This is a genomic window from Photobacterium salinisoli (genome assembly GCF_003614885.1).
Classification (GTDB): Bacteria; Pseudomonadota; Gammaproteobacteria; order Enterobacterales; family Vibrionaceae; genus Photobacterium; species Photobacterium salinisoli.
Window position 1 is genome coordinate 2,227,268 of the sequence record NZ_QZMS01000007.1, and the last position, 19,203, is coordinate 2,246,470.

The 19,203-nt window shown below is 50.7% G+C and carries 17 protein-coding genes and 1 tRNA gene; 13 read left to right on the plus strand and 5 right to left on the minus strand.

The annotated features are described in order from the left end of the window. The first annotated feature begins 275 nt into the window (after positions 1-275). Complete coding sequence (gene plsY, locus D6M16_RS10610) at positions 276-884, plus strand: glycerol-3-phosphate 1-O-acyltransferase PlsY (RefSeq protein ID WP_120511755.1); 609 nt, start codon at positions 276-278, stop codon at positions 882-884. Between the two features lie 58 nt (positions 885-942). Here plsY and tsaD read toward each other — a convergent pair whose 3' ends face one another. Then, positions 943-1,959 (minus strand): tRNA (adenosine(37)-N6)-threonylcarbamoyltransferase complex transferase subunit TsaD, encoded by a 1,017-nt coding sequence (gene tsaD, locus D6M16_RS10615; RefSeq protein WP_027251932.1) that lies wholly within the window; start codon positions 1,957-1,959, stop codon positions 943-945. A gap of 215 nt (positions 1,960-2,174) precedes the next feature. On the opposite strand from tsaD, the gene rpsU reads away from it, so the two are divergent. The 9 genes from rpsU (at position 2,175) to D6M16_RS10660 (ending at position 10,983) form a co-directional block, all read left to right on the plus strand. Then, complete coding sequence (gene rpsU, locus D6M16_RS10620) at positions 2,175-2,390, plus strand: 30S ribosomal protein S21 (protein WP_002537656.1); 216 nt, start codon at positions 2,175-2,177, stop codon at positions 2,388-2,390. A 24-nt stretch (positions 2,391-2,414) separates the two neighbouring features. Then, entirely contained in the window at positions 2,415-2,858 is a 444-nt protein-coding gene (locus tag D6M16_RS10625) for a GatB/YqeY domain-containing protein (RefSeq protein ID WP_120511756.1), read from the plus strand. A gap of 95 nt (positions 2,859-2,953) precedes the next feature. Beyond that, positions 2,954-4,711, plus strand: a complete 1,758-nt coding sequence (dnaG, locus tag D6M16_RS10630) for a DNA primase (protein ID WP_120511757.1) — start codon at positions 2,954-2,956, stop codon at positions 4,709-4,711. Between the two features lie 92 nt (positions 4,712-4,803). Next, positions 4,804-6,648, plus strand: a complete 1,845-nt coding sequence (gene rpoD / locus D6M16_RS10635) for an RNA polymerase sigma factor RpoD (RefSeq protein WP_120511758.1) — start codon at positions 4,804-4,806, stop codon at positions 6,646-6,648. Positions 6,649-6,845: 197 nt separating this feature from the next. Beyond that, positions 6,846-6,921 (plus strand) — tRNA-Ile (locus D6M16_RS10640). A gap of 1,243 nt (positions 6,922-8,164) precedes the next feature. Beyond that, a complete protein-coding gene (locus D6M16_RS10645; RefSeq protein WP_120511759.1) occupies positions 8,165-8,470 on the plus strand; it encodes an antibiotic biosynthesis monooxygenase family protein in 306 nt (101 codons plus the stop codon). Positions 8,471-8,492: 22 nt separating this feature from the next. Further along, positions 8,493-8,876: an amino acid-binding protein gene (locus tag D6M16_RS10650; protein WP_120511760.1), complete on the plus strand. Its 384-nt coding sequence runs from the start codon at positions 8,493-8,495 to the stop codon at positions 8,874-8,876. 59 nt (positions 8,877-8,935) lie between these two features. Next, on the plus strand, positions 8,936-9,595 hold the full coding sequence (locus tag D6M16_RS10655) for an ArsR/SmtB family transcription factor (RefSeq protein WP_120511961.1): 660 nt from the start codon (positions 8,936-8,938) through the stop codon (positions 9,593-9,595). A gap of 251 nt (positions 9,596-9,846) precedes the next feature. Continuing rightward, on the plus strand, positions 9,847-10,983 hold the full coding sequence (locus D6M16_RS10660) for an AI-2E family transporter (protein ID WP_120511761.1): 1,137 nt from the start codon (positions 9,847-9,849) through the stop codon (positions 10,981-10,983). 205 nt (positions 10,984-11,188) lie between these two features. Here the strand turns inward: D6M16_RS10660 and D6M16_RS10665 are convergent, their stop codons facing one another. Both D6M16_RS10665 and D6M16_RS10670 read right to left on the minus strand, forming a co-directional pair. Beyond that, positions 11,189-12,199, minus strand: a complete 1,011-nt coding sequence (locus tag D6M16_RS10665) for a porin (RefSeq protein WP_120511762.1) — start codon at positions 12,197-12,199, stop codon at positions 11,189-11,191. 473 nt (positions 12,200-12,672) lie between these two features. Then, positions 12,673-12,927: a hypothetical protein gene (locus D6M16_RS10670; RefSeq protein WP_120511763.1), complete on the minus strand. Its 255-nt coding sequence runs from the start codon at positions 12,925-12,927 to the stop codon at positions 12,673-12,675. A gap of 266 nt (positions 12,928-13,193) precedes the next feature. Here D6M16_RS10670 and D6M16_RS10675 point away from each other — a divergent pair, with 266 nt between their 5' ends. After that, positions 13,194-15,263, plus strand: coding sequence for a BCCT family transporter (locus D6M16_RS10675; RefSeq protein WP_120511764.1), 2,070 nt, complete (start codon positions 13,194-13,196; stop codon positions 15,261-15,263). A 35-nt stretch (positions 15,264-15,298) separates the two neighbouring features. Here D6M16_RS10675 and D6M16_RS10680 read toward each other — a convergent pair whose 3' ends face one another. Continuing rightward, positions 15,299-15,955, minus strand: a complete 657-nt coding sequence (locus D6M16_RS10680; RefSeq protein ID WP_120511962.1) for a pyridoxamine 5'-phosphate oxidase family protein — start codon at positions 15,953-15,955, stop codon at positions 15,299-15,301. Positions 15,956-16,053: 98 nt separating this feature from the next. Next, entirely contained in the window at positions 16,054-17,586 is a 1,533-nt protein-coding gene (locus tag D6M16_RS10685; protein WP_162940972.1) for an MFS transporter, read from the minus strand. A gap of 193 nt (positions 17,587-17,779) precedes the next feature. Between D6M16_RS10685 and D6M16_RS10690 the strand changes: the two genes are divergently transcribed. Together D6M16_RS10690 and D6M16_RS10695 are read left to right on the plus strand one after the other, a co-directional pair. Beyond that, positions 17,780-18,091 (plus strand): ArsR/SmtB family transcription factor, encoded by a 312-nt coding sequence (locus tag D6M16_RS10690; protein ID WP_120511766.1) that lies wholly within the window; start codon positions 17,780-17,782, stop codon positions 18,089-18,091. A 250-nt stretch (positions 18,092-18,341) separates the two neighbouring features. Beyond that, entirely contained in the window at positions 18,342-19,166 is an 825-nt protein-coding gene (locus tag D6M16_RS10695) for a MipA/OmpV family protein (protein ID WP_120511767.1), read from the plus strand. The last annotated feature ends 37 nt before the right edge of the window (positions 19,167-19,203 follow it).

Here is a 19,203-nt window from a genome sequence, read left to right on the forward strand (position 1 = left end):
GTAGAGGTCGGATACCCAATGTGAGCAAAAGTGCGTATTATCGGGACGAGTTCATCATATTGATGACAGAAAACAGGCTCCCAGCGTTTCAAACACGCCAGCCTCCTGAAAGTGGATGCACTATACCACAGCTGTTATGCATAATGTCATCAGACGTGGGCGCTCAATAATCACATTTTTGCTACTTTCATGGCTACCCGAAAGGCCACGGCGTACAGGCTCATAAACACCCGCTCCCCGGATGACAACAACGTCAGGGGCTTACTGGAGATGCTATGACACCATTGGTGCTGCTGATCATTATCGCTGCTTACCTGCTGGGCTCTGTGTCCAGTGCAGTGCTGATTTGCCGTCTGTTTCGCCTGCCAGATCCAAGAGACAGCGGTTCGGGTAATCCAGGGGCAACCAATGTCCTGCGTATCGGCGGCCGGGGTGCCGCGGCACTGGTACTGGTATGCGATATCCTCAAAGGCATGCTGCCGGTCTGGATCAGCTATTTTCTGGGGATTAATCCCTTTTTGCTGGGGATCATAGGGATTGCCGCCTGTCTGGGACACATTTATCCGCTGTTTTTCCATTTTCGTGGCGGTAAAGGCGTGGCGACGGCACTTGGGGCACTGGCCCCGATTGGCTGGGATTTAAGCGGGATGCTGATTGCAAGCTGGCTGGTCGTCGCCGTGCTGTGTGGCTATTCTTCGCTGGCATCCATGATCACTGCGCTGGTAGCCCCCATGTTTACCTGGTGGGTGAAACCTCAGTACACCATGCCGGTGGCTATGCTGTCGTGCCTGATCATTTTGCGGCATCACGAGAATGTCCGCCGCTTGCTCGACGGCAAAGAATATAAGATTTGGCATAAATTTAACCGCCAGTCGAAACCCTGATTCGCCCTGACGGTTAGGTATTTTCCGAAGTTTACTTGCCTGGCTGGCTTACACCGGGTCAGCGCAATGGCTTGAGCGTATCGATCGGCCAGCGTGGATGGGCTTTAACACTCAAATCCATAATTTCCTGATTTTTCAGGCGCTGCATGCCGGCATAGGCAATCATGGCGCCATTATCAGTACAGAACTCAGTACGCGGATAAAAGACTTCGCCGCCCAGTTTTTCCATCAGCGCTGCCAGCTCGGCACGCAGGTGCTTGTTGGCACTCACCCCCCCGGCAATCACCAGGCGCTTAAAGCCGGTTTCTTTCAGCGCACGCTTGCATTTGATCGCCAGCGTGTCCACCACGGCTTCCTGAAACGCATAAGCAATGTCTGCCCGGGTCTGCTCATCATCATCGTTGCCACGAATGGTATTGGCGGCAAACGTTTTCAGGCCGGAAAAACTGAAATCCATCCCCGGACGGTCAGTCATCGGACGCGGAAAGGTAAAGCGCCCTGCCGTGCCTTTATCGGCCAGTTTTGATAACAGCGGCCCGCCGGGATAATCCAGCCCCATCAGTTTGGCTGTTTTATCAAAGGCTTCACCGGCGGCATCGTCAATCGACTCTCCCAGAATCCGGTATTCGCCGATACCTTTGACTTCCACCATCATGGTATGACCGCCAGAGACCAGCAGCGCCACAAACGGAAACTCAGGGGGATTGTCTTCCAGCATAGGTGCCAGCAGATGACCTTCCATATGGTGCACCGCCACCGCAGGCAGGTTCCAGGCATACGCCAGACTGCGGCCTATGGTCGCGCCTACCAGCAGCGCACCCACCAGACCCGGTCCGGCGGTATAAGCAACGCCATCCAGATCAGCCGGAGTTAAACCGGCATCGGCCAGCGCCTGCTTGATCAGCGGGATGGTTTTTTTGACATGGTCCCGTGAGGCCAGTTCAGGTACGACGCCACCATAATCGGCGTGCAGCTTCACTTGGCTGTACAACTCATGAGCCAGCAGGCCTTTCTCATCATCGTAAATCGCCACGCCTGTTTCATCACAGGACGTTTCGATACCCAGGATACGCATATCAACCTCTATACTTATATACTTACAAACCGAAAGCCGAAGCCGGTGCGGAACGTCGGAGGGGCATGTTACCGCTGTTGACAGAATTTCACCAGTTCTGACTTGCAGAATGCTTTACAAATGACCCCGGATCAGATTAGAATTTCGCACCATTTTTAATCAGCTGATAATTTTGATCATCAGCGTTAATCGAATCACTCTGAGGTGAGTATTACATGCCAGTAGTCAAAGTACGTGAAAACGAACCGTTCGACGTAGCTCTACGTCGTTTTAAGCGCTCTTGCGAAAAAGCAGGTATCCTTTCTGAAGTTCGCCGTCGTGAGCACTTCGAAAAGCCAACAACTGTACGTAAGCGCGCTAAAGCAGCGGCTGTTAAGCGTCACCTGAAAAAATTGGCTCGCGAAAACGCACGTCGCGTTCGTCTGTACTAATTTACAGATAACAAGGACAGCGTAATGGCCCTGATCGAAAGTATAAAGAACGAACAAAAAGCAGCCATGAAGGCGAAGGATAAAGCTCGCCTGGGTGCTATCCGTCTTGTTCTTGCTGCCATCAAACAACGTGAAGTCGACGAGAAGATCACTCTGACCGACGACGACATCGTGGCAGTACTGACGAAAATGGTAAAACAGCGTCGTGACTCTGTGGCTCAGTATGAAGCCGCAGGCCGTCAGGATCTGGCCGATGTCGAGCATGCTGAAATTGCCGTACTGGAAGAATTTATGCCTCAGCCGCTGAGCGACGACGAAGTTGCCGCTCTGCTGGAAGACGCAATCGCCAGCACTGGTGCCAGCTCAATGCAGGACATGGGTAAACTGATGGCTGTGCTTAAACCACAGCTGCAGGGCCGCGCCGATATGGGGAAAGTTAGCCAACTGGTCAAAGCCAAACTCGGCTAAAACTGCCCCAACTCTACAGCAAGCCGTGCTATCCTCTCGGGAATGCGCGGCTTGTTTGTATCTCTTCCCAGTTAATTTCAGGTAACACTCATTGTATGGCAGGAAAGATCCCTCGTTCATTCATCGATGACCTCATCTCACGGCATGACATAGTCGATGTAATTGATGCGCGGGTGAAACTCAAAAAGCAAGGCAAGAACTACGGTGCCTGCTGCCCTTTTCACAATGAGAAAACCCCGTCTTTTTCTGTCAGTCCCGACAAACAGTTCTACTATTGCTTTGGGTGCGGTGCGAAAGGCAACGTGCTTGATTTTGTGATGGAGTTCGACCGGCTGGACTTTGTGGATGCTGTTGAAGAGCTGGCATCACAGCTGGGGCTTGAAATTCCGCGCGAACAAGGCACCAGCGGCCAGAGCAGCATTAAGCGACAAGAGAAGCAAAGCCTTTATGACCTGATGGGTCAGGTCGCCCAATATTATCAGTCGCTGTTGCGTCAGAGCGATGCGCAGGTGGCCATTAACTACCTGAAAGGGCGCGGACTGTCTGGCGAGATAGTCAAACAGTTCGGCATCGGCTATGTGCCTGACCAATGGGATCTGGTACGCAGCCGTTTTGGCCGCAACGAGCAGGCACAGCAAGATTTAGTCAGCGCCGGCATGCTGATCGAAAACGAACAAGGCCGCCGCTATGACCGTTTCCGTGGCCGGATTATGTTTCCGATCCACGACCGTCGCGGCCGGGTGATCGGGTTTGGTGGCCGGGTACTGGGCGAAGGTACGCCTAAGTATCTCAACTCACCGGAAACACCGATTTTCCACAAAGGGCGCGAGCTCTACGGTTTGTATCAGGTGATGCAAACCTACCGGGAACCTGAACGTGTTCTGGTCGTCGAAGGTTATATGGACGTCGTCGCCCTGGCGCAATACGGCGTCGACTATGCCGTCGCCTCGCTGGGTACCTCGACCACAGGGGAGCACATTCAGACCCTGTTTCGGCAAACCGGTACCGTGGTGTGCTGTTATGACGGCGACCGCGCCGGTCGCGATGCGGCCTGGCGGGCGATGGAACAAGCGCTGCCGTATCTCAATGACGGCCGCCAGCTGAAGTTCATGTTCCTGCCCGATGGTGAAGACCCGGACAGTTTCGTGCGCCAGCATGGCAAAGAAGCGTTCGAGCAGGCTATCACTCAGGCGATGACCCTGTCCGATTTCCTGTTCACCACCCTGCTGCAACAGGTGGATACCAGCAGCCGGGAAGGCAAAGCCAAGCTCAGTACGCTGGCTGTGCCGCTGATTGACAAAGTGCCGGGCGGCACCCTGAGACTATACTTACGGAAAGTTTTAGGACAAAAACTCGGTCTTCCTGATGAAGAACAGCTCAAACAGCTGATCAGCGAACACGGAGACAATAAGCCGGTAAGAATGGCTCAGCCCGCGATCAAACGAACGCCGATGCGTATCGCGATTGCGCTGCTGCTGCAAAACCCGGGCTTTGCCAATGAACTGGGCTTAAACACCCAGGATTTCGCCGGCACAGAGCTGGCTGGCTTAAAATTATTACTGACAATAGTTGATAAATGTCGACTTCATCCCAATATCACAACTGGACAGTTGCTTGAAGATTGGCGTGAGACCGAGCAAGCCTCCCTGATGGCCCGTCTGGCCAGCTGGGACATACCGCTCGGCAGCGATGAAGACAGTTTACACACTGTATTTTTTGACGCGATGGATAAAGTTATCGATCAATGCGTCACACAACAAATTGAGAAGTTGCAGGCTAAATCGAACACCGTCGGCTTATCAGTCGAAGAGAAGCGGGAGCTTCAGCTATTGCTGTTAAATCGCCCCGTCTAAAAAGTAGTCAACAATTCTGACATTTGTTATAATTACTGGTTTGCATTTCTGCATCCTTTTTTCTCACTCAGACCCTAAGTTGGATATCGTCTATGGAGCAAAATCCGCAGTCACAGCTAAAGTTGCTTGTTGCCAAAGGCAAAGAGCAAGGTTATCTGACCTATGCCGAAGTTAATGACCACCTGCCAGAAGACATTGTTGACTCTGATCAGGTTGAAGACATTATTCAGATGATCAACGACATGGGTATTAAGGTGGTGGAAACCGCCCCTGATGCCGATGAACTCATGATGACTGAAGATAACGCCGATGAAGACGCCATTGAAGCGGCGGCTCAGGCATTATCGAGCGTAGAAAGCGAAATCGGCCGTACCACTGACCCGGTTCGTATGTACATGCGCGAAATGGGTACAGTTGAGCTGTTGACCCGCGAAGGCGAAATCGACATCGCTAAACGCATCGAAGATGGTATCAATCAGGTTCAGTGTTCTGTTGCTGAGTACCCGTCAGCAATCTCGCATCTGCTTGAGCAGTTTGACAAGGTTGAAGCAGAAGAGCTGCGTCTGACTGATATCATTTCAGGCTTCGTGGATCCTAACGAAGAAGAGACAGCCGCTCCGACAGCCACGCACATCGGTTCCGAGTTAAGTGAAACTGATCTTGAAGATGAAGACAAAGATCTTGAAGACGATGACGACGATTCAGAAAGCGAAGAAGACGACGGCAGCATTGATCCGGAAGTAGCACGCGAGAAGTTCAAAGAACTGCGTGTCTCTTACGAAAATATGGCCAAAGCCATCGAAACCAATGGCCGCCATCACCCGCAGACTGAAGTCGCTATTGCCGAGCTGTCGGAAATTTTCAAACAGTTCCGTCTGATCCCGAAACAGTTTGACCGTCTGGTCAGCTCACTGCGTGATTCCATGGATAAGGTGCGTACCAATGAGCGCCTGATCATGCGTATGTGTGTCGACAACAGCAAAATGCCGAAGAAGACCTTCGTTCAGCTGTTCAGCGGTAATGAATCTTCTTCTGCGTGGATCGATGAAGCACTGAACTCAGGCAAACCGTATGCCGAGCGCCTGAAGAACTACGAAGAAGATCTGCGCCGTGCCTCGCTGAAGCTGCGCATACTGGAAGATGAAACCGGCCTGTCGATTGAGCGTATCAAAGACATCAGCCGCCGTATGTCTATCGGTGAAGCCAAAGCACGCCGCGCCAAGAAAGAAATGGTTGAGGCCAACCTGCGTCTGGTTATTTCTATCGCCAAGAAATACACCAACCGTGGCCTGCAATTCCTGGATTTGATCCAGGAAGGTAACATCGGCCTGATGAAAGCCGTGGATAAGTTTGAATACCGTCGTGGTTACAAGTTCTCGACTTACGCCACCTGGTGGATCCGTCAGGCAATCACACGTTCAATCGCTGACCAGGCACGTACGATTCGTATCCCTGTGCACATGATCGAAACCATCAACAAACTGAACCGTATCTCTCGCCAGATGCTTCAGGAGATGGGCCGTGAACCACTGCCGGAAGAACTGGCTGAACGCATGCAAATGCCGGAAGACAAGATCCGTAAAGTGCTGAAGATTGCCAAAGAGCCAATCTCGATGGAAACCCCAATCGGTGATGATGAAGATTCACATCTGGGTGATTTCATTGAAGATACCACGCTGCAGCTGCCAATGGATTCTGCCACGGCAACTAACCTGCGTGCGGCCACCAACGAAGTACTGGCTGGCCTGACGCCGCGTGAAGCCAAAGTACTGCGTATGCGTTTTGGTATCGACATGAATACGGACCATACACTGGAAGAAGTGGGCAAACAGTTTGACGTTACCCGTGAACGTATCCGTCAGATCGAAGCCAAAGCCCTGCGTAAACTGCGCCACCCAAGCCGTTCCGACGTGCTGCGCAGCTTCCTGGACGAGTAAGCCACTCACCAGAAACACCACACCACAAAGCGGGCTCAACAGCCCGCTTTTTCTTTGCATGCAGCACATGCGACCCCGCTCACACCCCTTGCCACTCAAGGGCTTGCCCTGCATTTAACTGCCTAAGAAACAAACAAAAGTAGCCCCTTAGCAACTAGACAATGCCCCACCCATCCCATATAATCGGTGGCACATTTGGCCCCTTAGCTCAGTGGTTAGAGCAGGCGACTCATAATCGCTTGGTCCCCAGTTCAAGTCTGGGAGGGGCCACCAGATTCCAGAAGGCTTATGGAGAAATCCATAAGCCTTTTTTCGTTTTGGCCTGTTTATATCCGTTCCGCGTTTACTTCCTGTTAGCTCTGGTCCATTGGTAGCACCGAAATCCCTCGCCTAGTCACCACAGAACCCCATTTCTAACCGCAGACCGATATCCGCCAACACTAGCCATACTAATCAGCCTGTCGATCATCTAAGCCACGACACACCATCCAACGCAAGAACAGAATCCAAAAAAATCCCGCCCCACAACCAACAAAAATATAACCAACATCCGTTCCTTTAGGTCCAACTTATTAATATAAATATAATTTAGACACTTAAATGAGATGGGCTGAGACGCAGATCAGGAGACTCAGCCAGAAAAACAGAACAGTATGGATGTTGAATGATGATCAATTACCCCGGATGGTAATTGGCTTGTTATCTCTCAAGGTAAGCAATAAGCTGGGAACCAGCAGGTACACTAGCCGTCAGAACTAGCTGTAACATCAGGGGAAGGTATTCATACTGCCATCGGGAATACTACTGCGACAGTTACGGAAACAAAACCATATAGGAAATCAGGCGGCGTAAGGACTGGGAGGTGATTACAGGGCCAGTGTGGTGTGACCGACACAGCGATCTAGGATTTGTGGTTGGGTGTTCACCTAAGCCCTAAGGTGCTCATCGCTTTTTACCCGCATTAACATCAAATATCTATCCACGTCTGGGCACCTTTAGCCCATACTTGAGGTGTACCATTTAAACATCTCAACGTCCAAGTGCCGTCCGAAGTTGTTCTATGATATTTAATAATTATTGAACCGTCTGACTTCATCTTGACGTACTCCATTCGCTTAGGCTCATATCTGTTATGACTATAAATCAGATTTTTACATTCACTTATTTGTGATTCAGTTGCTTCTTGTGCTGGGCTACAACCAACGATTGATAGTGCTAATGGAATAATAGACAAAACGGACTTCATAAGCTCATCGCCCTGACTCAAAAAATGACATCAAAAAGTAGCACATAACAATAATCCATTAAACGCATATCAAATTATTCGTGTTATTGATGCTTACACTACATACTGTAAACCTCCTCTAATTACTTGCACGCATAATTAGAGTTACGGAAATTGCTCTATCCCCCAGCCCGCCTCTCTATGAAACCCACATTTCGTCTATCACCGAAGTATCCTTTTTTCACCTCGCTATATTGAGCCCGACACACTGACTTTCATAAGGATAAGACAATGATCGCGGTTCTTTTTGAAACGACAGCCGTCCCTGAAAAACAAGATCGCTACTTCGAGCTGGCTGAACAGTTAAAGCCGCTGCTGAGCCATGCAGAAGGGTTTATTTCTGTGGAGCGCTTTCAAAGCATTTCCAATCCAGAGAAATTTCTCTCGCTGTCATGGTGGGAAAACGAGGAGGCCATTTTGCAATGGAAGCACAACATGCTGCACAGATCCGCTCAGCAGGAAGGAAAGGGGTCCATTTTCTCTTTTTATCAGATTCAGGTACTCAGCCTGATCAGAGAATATTCATCATCCCAGTAAGCTAAACAAGGAAGCTATCGCTATGTATGACGTTCATGTCATTTTGAACAATCTGCCGGGAGAGCTTGCGCGATTAGGCGAAACACTCGGTGCGAATCATATTGGCTTAGAAGGTGGCGGCGTCTTTTCCGTCAACCAGCAATGCCACGCCCACTTTTTAGTCGAAGATGGTGAAAAAGCCAGAGCCGTACTTACCGAACGGGGTTTTGAAGTCATCAATATCTACAAACCGCTGATTCGAAAACTCAAGCAAGAGCAACCGGGAGAACTGGGTGCCATTGCCAGAGTATTGGCCGACAACGGCATCAACATCATCACTCAATACAGCGACCACGCAAACCGTTTGATCCTCATCACTGATGACTATAAGGTTGCAGAAAAAGTAACCCGTCACTGGATGGCCTGATTGTGAAGCCTCACCCGCAAGTACCGCTGGAACACGAAGAATTTCAGCAGGAATTATCCATGGCAGCCCTTGCGGCTGCTATGTCTGATGCGTCACGGATGAAAATTCTTTGTGCGCTGATGGATGGGCGCGCCTGGACGGCCACTGAATTAAGCGCTGTCTCTGATATCGCCCCTTCCACCGCCAGCGCGCACTTGTCCCGGTTGCTAAAAGCCAATCTCGTCACTTGTTTATCGCAAGGTCGCCACCGTTATTTTCGCCTCTACAGTGCCAGTATTGCTTCACTACTTGAAAATATGATGGGGGTTTCATTTGGCACGGTTCAGTCGCCAAAAACACGGGTGCCGGCCGAATTACAACGGGCAAGAACCTGCTATGACCATCTTGCTGGCGAAATCGCCGTCGGTATTTACGATTACCTTTTTGCAAATGCATGGATTACCCGCGATGGTAATGCGTTAACTCCCTTAGGCAAGGCGCAGTTCAGCCATTTAGGTGTCATGCTCGATACAAAGACCAAACGTAAACAGTGCTGTGCGTGTTTAGACTGGAGTGAGCGAAAATGTCACCTTGGCGGCCATGCCGGGGCGGCACTTTTCCAGTGTTTTGAGCAGCGCGGTTGGATTGAAAAAGTACCGGGATACAGAGAAGTCACTGTGACAGAAAAAGGACGGAATGCTCTCAGCGAGTATTTTGGCCTGGCTAACGTTCTAAACTAAACACGCAGAATGCCGCGCAGTCTCCAGCTTTCTTCTTTTAAAATTCTCTCTTCTTTTCAAATTAAAGTATCAGATCTAGTCTGAACTAATACCGTTTACAGTACTGACGTTTATCATCTGCCTGAACCTGCATGTGATATGTGCTGATATCGAATTCTGATGACACTGCCGTGTGTATGAAACATCACGGCCACTGTAGGCAACATAGTATCCAGCCCTATCAGCACTCATACTAAAAATCAGGAAGCAAGATGGATAAACAACCGGAACAGCACCAAAACACAGTTTTCATCAGCAATATGGTGGAATCAGCGATCCGTATCGGCTTGCTGCTGGTACTGCTGATGTTCACGTACGACATCATCAAGCCATTTATTATCCCTGTGATTTGGGGGGCAATTATCGCTGTTGCTTTGATGCCACTGACGTTGAAAATCCAGCGCTGGTATGGCAATCGCCGGGGATTAGCGGCGACGACCGTTGCCTTGCTGGGTATTGTGCTATTAGTGACGCCGTTAGTGATGATCTCTGTTTCCGTCTACCATGCGTCAATCCAGGTACTGGAGACGCTGCAACAAGGTCAGGTGAGTCTTCCGGGGCCAGACAACAGGATTGCGGATATCCCGGTTATCGGCGATAAGCTGTTCGACATGTGGAGCTTGTTTGCCACTAACCTGGAAAAAGCCATTCAAACCTTTCTGCCGGAAATCAAGTCTGCACTGTCCGCTTTCATTGGTGTGCTGGGTGGAGCCTTGGGCGACATGCTGATATTCATCCTATCGCTGGCGATTGCAGCCGGTTTTATGACCTACTCAGAAAAGATTACCGCCTCGTTAAAGGCAGTGGCTGTGCGTGCAGCAGGCACCAACGCCGCGCATTGGACATCACTGATTGCCGCAACAATTAAAAGCGTTCTGATTGGGGTTGTCGGTGTGGCGGCCATTCAGGCGCTACTGATTGGTGCCGGCTTTTTTGTGTTTGGCATTCCGGCGGCAGGCTTGCTGACCTTGCTTCTGATCATTTTATGTATCGCGCAGTTGCCCGCTCTGATAGCCGTCCTGCCCGTGATCATTTATATGTACCTTACTCAAGATGCCACCACCGCAACACTGTTTACCGTCTGGGTTGTGATCGGTTCGCTGTCTGACAATGTGCTCAAACCTATGTTGATGGGCCGCGGGGTGGCTGTCCCTATGCCTGTCATCCTGATCGGTGCCATCGGCGGTATGCTGTATTACGGCATGACCGGCCTGTTCCTCGGTGCGGTCATTCTGGCCATCTGGTATGAACTGTTTGTCTTTTGGATAAAATTGGAGAAGCAGGAAGACACAGGAGCCAATATCTCCCCTCAGCAAGACGCCATTCGTTCAGAAAAGTCTGACACATAAGAGGCTCTGTAGACGCTGATAAAAAATACCGGGATACCAATAAGTTGCAGTGACGACAAAAGGCCGGACGGCTTTCAGCGAACATTTTGGCTTGGTATGGCGTCGCAGTGAATAACCGACTAGCTGACATCTGAGCGTTATAATGATTCAAAAAAAACGCTGCAGGTTGCCCCGCAGCGTTGTTGTGAGGGTATGACGAGATGAATTACAGGTAGTAACGCATACCGACAATCCACATATCATCTTCGGCAACATTGATATCGTTGCCCAGGTCAAACTGGTAACCCCCGAAGCCAACGAAAGTAGGCGTGAAGTTATATTCTGCCTGCAGTGCCATCTGGCTGAAGATGGTGTTGTTGTTCTTGTCGTCTTCGACAGATTCGTAGTTCACGCTCAGGTTCAGGCTGCTTGGCAGGGCATAGGCCAGCAGGCCTTCAATCGCCACTGACTCTTCCAGGCCCTGGTTCATGTAATCGTTCATCGCATACACAACCGCCACGTACAGGCCGTCACCGTAGGTGCCGTAATTGGCACTGAGCATGTGTGAGCGCGCGGTTTCATCAAAGGCCCCCACCTGAACATCACCTGTGTTATAGGCATAGTTCAGACCAACGCCCATGATCGAATAGTTCAGTGCAATCTGGACACGATCATCGTATTCAGCATCCGCACCATTCCAGGTTTCTCCGGTTGTCGTGCCCTGCCAGCCAAGGCCGAATGAGACCACGCCGGCATCATTCAGGTTGAGGCTGTTGCGATAAGAGATCATGCGCTCGGCACGGGCTGTCCCCAGCGGGCCCTGATCGTCGTACAGGAAGTCGTTCGCAAACGCGATCGGTAAATCGGCGATCCCTGCACCGTCATAGTAAGGGGACCATTGCGTGCCCACCACGCCGCGGCCATAAGCATTGTGTGAGACACCAATGTAGCCCAGACGCGTAGTGAAGGTCTCTTCGCCACCTTCAAGATAATTCAGTGCCCACTCGCCTTTTGCATCGGCGGTGTAGCCGTTACCGATATCCTGTGTCGCATTGATATTGATACGCGGTGACACTTGTTTTACTTCCGTTTCGCCCTCTTCAGAGCCGCCGAGACCCACAGAAACATGACCACCGACGGAGAGCGTAGTGTCGCCTTCATTGAATAACTCAACCGCGACTGCCTGAGATCCATAAAATGCAGCTGCCACTGCTATTGCCAAGTGCTTTTTATCCATAATCATTTTTCCATCTTTTGTTGTGTTCTTATGCGCCGATACTCAGCGTTATGACAAAAATGTGAACATTTGAAACGAGCATTGAAAGCGTAGTTAAGGAATGACATAAACACATAAAATAACGACAACAAATTTGTTAAAAACTTGTGTTATATCCCATTCGTGGCAGATATAGGTTGTAAGTATGCTTTGAACGCATTATTGAACCTGTGCCATAGCAAGAGGCTGAAAGGAGGGATTTCGGTGCCATGCTGGCTTGAAGCCTGCCAGCAGAGCGGGCAAATGATATGCACATCATGCTGGCATTTTTATGCTTGACGCGTGAGAAGTGTGTTGCGTATGTGTGGGTTAGACGAAAAAGCGTCTGTCGTGGCAGACTGGAGACAGTCCATTGATGAGAGTGCAATAAATCCCAGTCCGGCAGGATCTGAACAGGCTGGGATTTGCGTTTAGCGGCGCTTCACAAGCCTTTATTATCGCTTACCCAGAAAAGCCAGCAAACATTTCACTGCCCCCAGAAAAAAGGGAATGGCTAACAGGCCCGAGCCAATGGAGATCGCAATATAGGTATAACTGGTGCTGGTTGACGTGTATTCAAAAGAGGCTAAAAAGTTCTGGTAGGCCTGCAGGCAAAAGAAAAAGCAGCCTATAGTTGCAATAGTCATACCCAGTAAGCTTTTGATCTTCGACCATAAAAATTCATTATTCGCGATATTATTTTCTTGCATCCGGTACTCTCTTCAAGATCCAAAGCTAAAAAGGCCTACCCGGATGATCTCAAACTCGCCCGTGCAGGTGCCGATACCTTGAGGTCACCCGAATGTCAGGCGCTACCCTCATAATGCGGATGTTTTCCACTCAGATTAAATCAGCAACCGGCGTCTCACTCTCGGACTTTATGGGTAATGTCTTGTATGAAAAAGACAATTCACTCTGAAGCATGCCGTTGCGTATGCCATACTTGGGAGCAAGGTTTGAATGGTGGAGCGAAACTATGTCAGCAGAAAAGCCGTCAGAAGAAAAAACGCAGCGCAGTTCAACTATCCTGATACCGGTTTTTATTCCCGCCGTGGCGGTGATTTTACTCATGGTGATAGGCACCATCAGTAATCCGACTCTGGCCGGAAAAGTCTTCTCAGAGACCCTCAGTTACGTTACCCAGAGTTTTGGCTGGTTCTACATGCTGTCGGTAGCGATCTTTCTGTTTTTTATTGTCACTGTTGCCCTGACCAAATGGGGAGAGATCAAGCTCGGCCCGGATCACGCCGAGCCGGAATACAGCTTTCCGTCCTGGTTTGCCATGCTGTTTTCAGCCGGTTACGGGATTGCCCTGCTGTTCTTCGGGGTCGCCGAACCTGTGCTGCATTATGCCTCGCCGCCTGATGGCCCGGCCATGACAGTTGATGCCGCCCGGCAGGCGATGCAAATTGCCTTTTTTCACTGGGGATTCCACATCTGGGCAATTTATGGTCTGGTCGGACTGACACTGGCCTATTTCGCCTTTCGTCACGGCCTGCCGTTATCGATGCGCTCGACCCTGTACCCGCTCATCGGCGAAAAAATCCACGGTCCAATCGGACATACTGTCGATGTCTTTGCCATTCTCGGCACCCTGTTCGGGATTGCGACCACGCTGGGTTTGTCCGTGGCACAGATTAATGCCGGGCTCAATTATCTCTGGCCATCAATACCGGTGAATACCACAGTGCAAATCATTGCGATTGTAGTGATCACCGCACTGGCCATTTTTTCTGTGGTCGCCGGGATGGATAAAGGGGTCAAACGCCTGTCGATTCTCAACATGGTGCTGGCGATATCCTTGATGTTGTTTGTGTTTGCCGTCGGGCCCACCGTCTTTATTCTCAATACTTTCATGCAAAACACCGGCAGCTATCTGAGCAATATTGTCGAGCGGACCTTTAACTTGCAGGCCTATACCGCCAGCGACTGGATTGGTAACTGGACGCTGTTTATCTTCGGCTGGACCATCGCCTGGGCACCGTTTGTCGGGCTGTTCGTGGCAAAAATCAGCCGCGGCCGGACTATACGCCAGTTCGTGGTCGGGGTAATGGTCGTACCGACCATCTTCACTTTCCTGTGGTTCTCTGTATTCGGCGATACCGCGCTTCATATGATCATGGTCGAAGGCTACACCCAGCTAATTGATGAAGTGCAGGCCGATCAGGCGATTGCGCTGTTTAAAGTGCTGGAGCGGTTACCGCTCACCTCGATCGTGTCCTTTATTACTGTCTTTTTGATCATCACTTTCTTTGTCACCTCGTCGGACTCCGGCTCGCTGGTGATCGACTCGCTGGCCTCTGGCGGCGTCGCCCATACACCGGCCTGGCAACGGGTGTTCTGGGCGTCGATGGAAGGGCTGGTCGCAGCGGTACTGCTGCTGGCTGGTGGCCTCAGTGCCCTGCAAACGGCATCGATTGTCAGTGCCCTGCCCTTTGCGATCATCATGCTGATCGCGGCCGTTGGCATGTGGCGGGCGCTGGTGATTGAAACCCACCACAGCCAGAGCCTGGAGCAGCACGTGCAATCCCGATCGCGCCAGAGCGGCGGGAAAACCGGCCCGGGTTACTGGAAAAAACGCCTGGCCAACATTGTCGATTTCCCGGGACGCGAAGAAGTCTCAGGTTTTATTGAAAAGACTGTCTACCCAAGCATGGAAAAAGTAGAGCAAGAGCTTGAACAGCAAGGCTGGGTGGCCGAAGTGGTTTACGATGAAGAGCAAGGCAGAGCCAAGTTTGAGGTGTATCAGGAAGGTAAGCTGGAATTTCTCTACGAAGTCAGGCTGCGGGGCTACCTTATGCCTGATTTTGCCTTTCCGGAAACCGATCATAACCCGGAAGAGCCTGAGCATTATTACCGGGCGGAAGTCTTCCTGCGCCGCGGCGGCCGGGCTTATGATGTTTACGGCTATGAACAGCAGGATATCATTTCCGACATTCTGGACCAGTTCGAAAACTATCTGCACTTCTTGCACGTGTCACCCGGCATCCTGCCGTGGAACATGGAAGAAGAGGAAAACAACGAGCAGCAACAGGCAAAAGAGTAATCAAGGCCGCCCTCTCAGTGGGAGGGCGGCTTCCCTTATTTTTCCCAGCGCTCCCCGTAAGCGGCACGGTAGTCCGGTGTCGGGATCGACTCGTGTAAGCCCGCCGTCGCCTTGAGCGGTCCGATCACAGTGCGGTACGGAATAAAACCGGCCCAGGCCGGCACATCCAGATCCGCCGGATCATCGCCCACATCTTTATTGCTGATTTTGACCGAAGCTTCGTTAAGCGGCATCCGCAGCACAGTCGTCGCCGCCAACTCTTTTGGGTTGCTCAGCCGGATGTCCTGCGTCCTTCCGGGGGCAATCTGCTCGACAAAATGGTTCAGCAGCTGGTCTTTTTCAAGGTTATCTTCAATGACCTCAAACTGGCCGAACACCACAGCCGAGCGGTAGTGGGCGCTGTGATTAAACGCCGACCGCGCCAGCACCCAACCATCGAACAGCGTAAAGGTTAAGCAGGTTTGCACCTCCTGCTTGAGTTTACGCAGCAAACGGCTGTTGTTGGCGCCGTGAATATAGACAAAATCACCCACCCGCCACGCCAGCATAGGGATCACCACCGGCCCCTGCGCTTCCTGAATCGCCACATGCGCCACCAGGCTTTCATCAATGATCTGATACAGTTTCTCCTGTTCGAACACCGCCTTGTGGGCACCTTTTTTAATTTCACTTCTCTTGCTTGTCGATAACATAACTGTCCCTGATGCCATTGCGTCTCAAATCATTCTGACAATGTACCGGCAAACCGGTATGATTTTTAGGGCCAGTTTTAACCAAATGACAGGTCCAGTTATGCCTGTACGGGCCTGGCTGGATGGCATTTTCGCAGTTTCAGCACCACCACGACCGACACGCATCCGGCTATGATAAGCAACAGGCAATTAGTGGTCAGAAAAGCAAGCTTAAGCATCTCAGCCACCAGACTCATCTGGATTGATGCCTGGTCATCTGTCAGCTCAGCAATCAGAGTGGATGCATTGCCGGACGCTATGGCCGTTACCCAATCGCTCTGAGCTGCGGTGGTAAAATCAGTCAGCGGCTCAGCAACCAGCGCCGTCAGCACAGAACTGACGAAAGAGCCATACAATGCCACGGCAATTGCTTCGCTGCCCAAGCGAAAGGTATTGAGTAATCCCGCCGCCATGCCAATATCGTCCGGCTCGACACAACTTAACGCTTCTCCGTCTACCAGGCCTGCTGAGAAGCCCATGCCTGTCCCCACCAGAAACAGGCAGCTACCAGATACCCAAACAGATTGCATCGTTTCAATACCAAGCAGTAACCCGCCGACACCGGCTAGCATGCATACAAGGCTCAAATACATCAGAAAAGAAGGGGGGACGCCCTTGGCCGCTAACCGGCCCGCTATCAGAGGAAACAACAACACAGGAAGGGTCAGACATAACATCATCAAGCCTGCCGCCGATGCCGGCATCTGCAAGGTGCCCGTCAGATAAGTGGGGAAATAGGTAAGCAAAGTAACAAAGGTAAAGCTTGCGACCACGGGCACCAAAATGTATCCCATAAAGCGGTTGTTACTGAGCAAGGATAAACTAAGCACTGGATTCGCCGTTCTTCTGATGTGCCGGACAAACCCAACGAACAGCAACAGTGAGCCAGAGAGACAAATCAGGCTAGGGAGACTGCGCCAGCCCCAGTCATAGCCTTTTGACAGCGTCAGCATCAGCAAAAACATGCTGCTGATAAACAAGCCGCTCCCGATAATATCAATCTCGCTGACAGACCTGTCTGTGGCTCTGTCATCGGGCAGCTTAATCGTAAGACACAAGACAAGAATCAGCACCACAGCATGCAGAATGAAGATCGCCTGCCAGCCTGACAGCACCAGCAAGATACCTGAAATTGTCGGGCCTAAAGTGATCCCCAACCCCGCCGTCGTTCCGAACAAAGCAAAAGCCTGGGTTCGGCGATGGCCTTCAAATGTATTCATCAGCAATGCGCTGCCACAGGCAAAAATGGCAGCGCCGCCAACACCAGCTAACGACCGGAAACTGTCAAGCCATAAAATGTCCGAAGACATCGCCGTTCCCGCTGAAGCGAATGCATACAGGCCTGCCCCAATCACAAAAGCGCGTTTGCGGCCTATCACGTCAGACAGCCTTCCCCAAACAAGTGTGAAACAGGCAAAGGTCAGATTAAATGCATTCACAACCCACTGAAGGCTTGCCAAATCTGCTGGGACATCCTGGCTAATCCAGGGTAAAGCAATCGCCGTACCTGAAATAGAACTGGGTACAACAAAAACAGCAAGTAATACCGCAGCCAAAAGCAAACGGCTCTGCTTAGGATCATTCTCTTTCATAGTGATTCCTTCCTTACGAGGAAAATGCGGTGCCTCGCAGAGCGTCTTCCATGACATTGCATTGCGTTCACACTAAAATGGTTAGTCAAAATAGATACGTTCGAAAAAATAAGCACGTTCGAAAACATTCGAACCTTAGTGTTTCATTCAGACTATGTCAATAGTCGTATATGCAACTAACGAGGAAGATAAGATGCCAACACAACAACAGAGCAATACAACCGGTCGCGAAGGACTGCTGGACATTCTCAAAGCGCTGTCACATCCGATTCGTCTTGGCATCATTCTGGAACTCATTCAAGACACCGATGATGCAGAAAGGCATTGCACTTCCTTTGGCCTGACCGTCTCAAAAGCCACCCGCTCTCATCACTTCAAGATCCTGAAAGATGTTGGCCTGATTGATCATGTTGATCGCGGTAATTGCTCGCTGGCCAAATTACGCAGACATGAGCTGGCAACAGAATATCCGGGGCTGCTTGAGCTGTTGAATAGCCGCGTTTGATGATCTTTGCCAAAAATCATCGCAAGGTTTCTGATAAAAACTGACCTTTTCTCACCCAGAAAAAGCCTTCCAAGGATCGCTCACTCCCCAGCGAAGTTTTTTGTGCATAAGTACAGCCATGAGTGAAACTCTACAAAATGGGGTCAAGTCACGATGACGAGGCATGCAGTACGGAGCGAATTGGACTATCTTCCTAACAAAGTGAAGCGTAAGTCGTATCAACACCATCGGCTTTATAGGACAAGAAACCATGAAAAAAATAGCCCTTCTCGTTGCCACATTTATTGGCGCTCTTTCATGTTATGGTTCGGTAAATGCGGCAGAGACGAGGACATCTCTCGTTCCGCTTCCTTCGCTTGACGATTTTACAAATGGCGATGGCTGGGGGGTTGGGCTGGGGCTAGGCATTGAATATGAGTCGGCTTATGAGGGCTCGGACGAGTTTGAGCTTGAGGTCGAGCCTGCTGGAGGGGTGCAGTGGCGAACCGGCGACCATCTTTTTTACTGGTCCAGTCTGGCCATTGGCTGGCGAACTTTGGTGAAGGATGCCTGGTTGGTGCAAACCTCTATAGGTTATGAGGAAGGCCGTGAAGAAGGGGATTCAGAAGATGGCCGGCTGGATGGGTTAGGCGAATCAAGTTCTGGGGCGACACTGCTGCTGGAAACGCGCTATGCCCTTGCAGAGAATTGGCGTTACTTTTTAGATGGTCGTGTATTAACAGGAGAAATTGGTACGCTCGGGATTTTCGGTGCAGGTACTTGTCTGGCTTGCCAGTCTAACGGTACTGGCTGGGAATTAGGCGCTGTTGTCACTTTCCACGATGGTAAGCTCGCCAACCGGGACTTTGGTGTCAACACACAGCAATCCATCAATTCAGGCCTTCCGGAAACCGATGTGGATAGCGGGTACAGATCAACGGGTGTTAATGTGAACTACCGGAATTACTTGAACGAGAACTGGCAGGTCTTCGGTGAGGCGCTTTACGAAGTCTATGGGAGTGACGTGAGCGATAGCCCAATCTCCCGCAATAATTACGAAGCGGAAATCGGTGTTGGCTTCATTTATGTATTTTGATGTGCCGTAATAAGGAACCAAGAGGGTAAACTCTGAT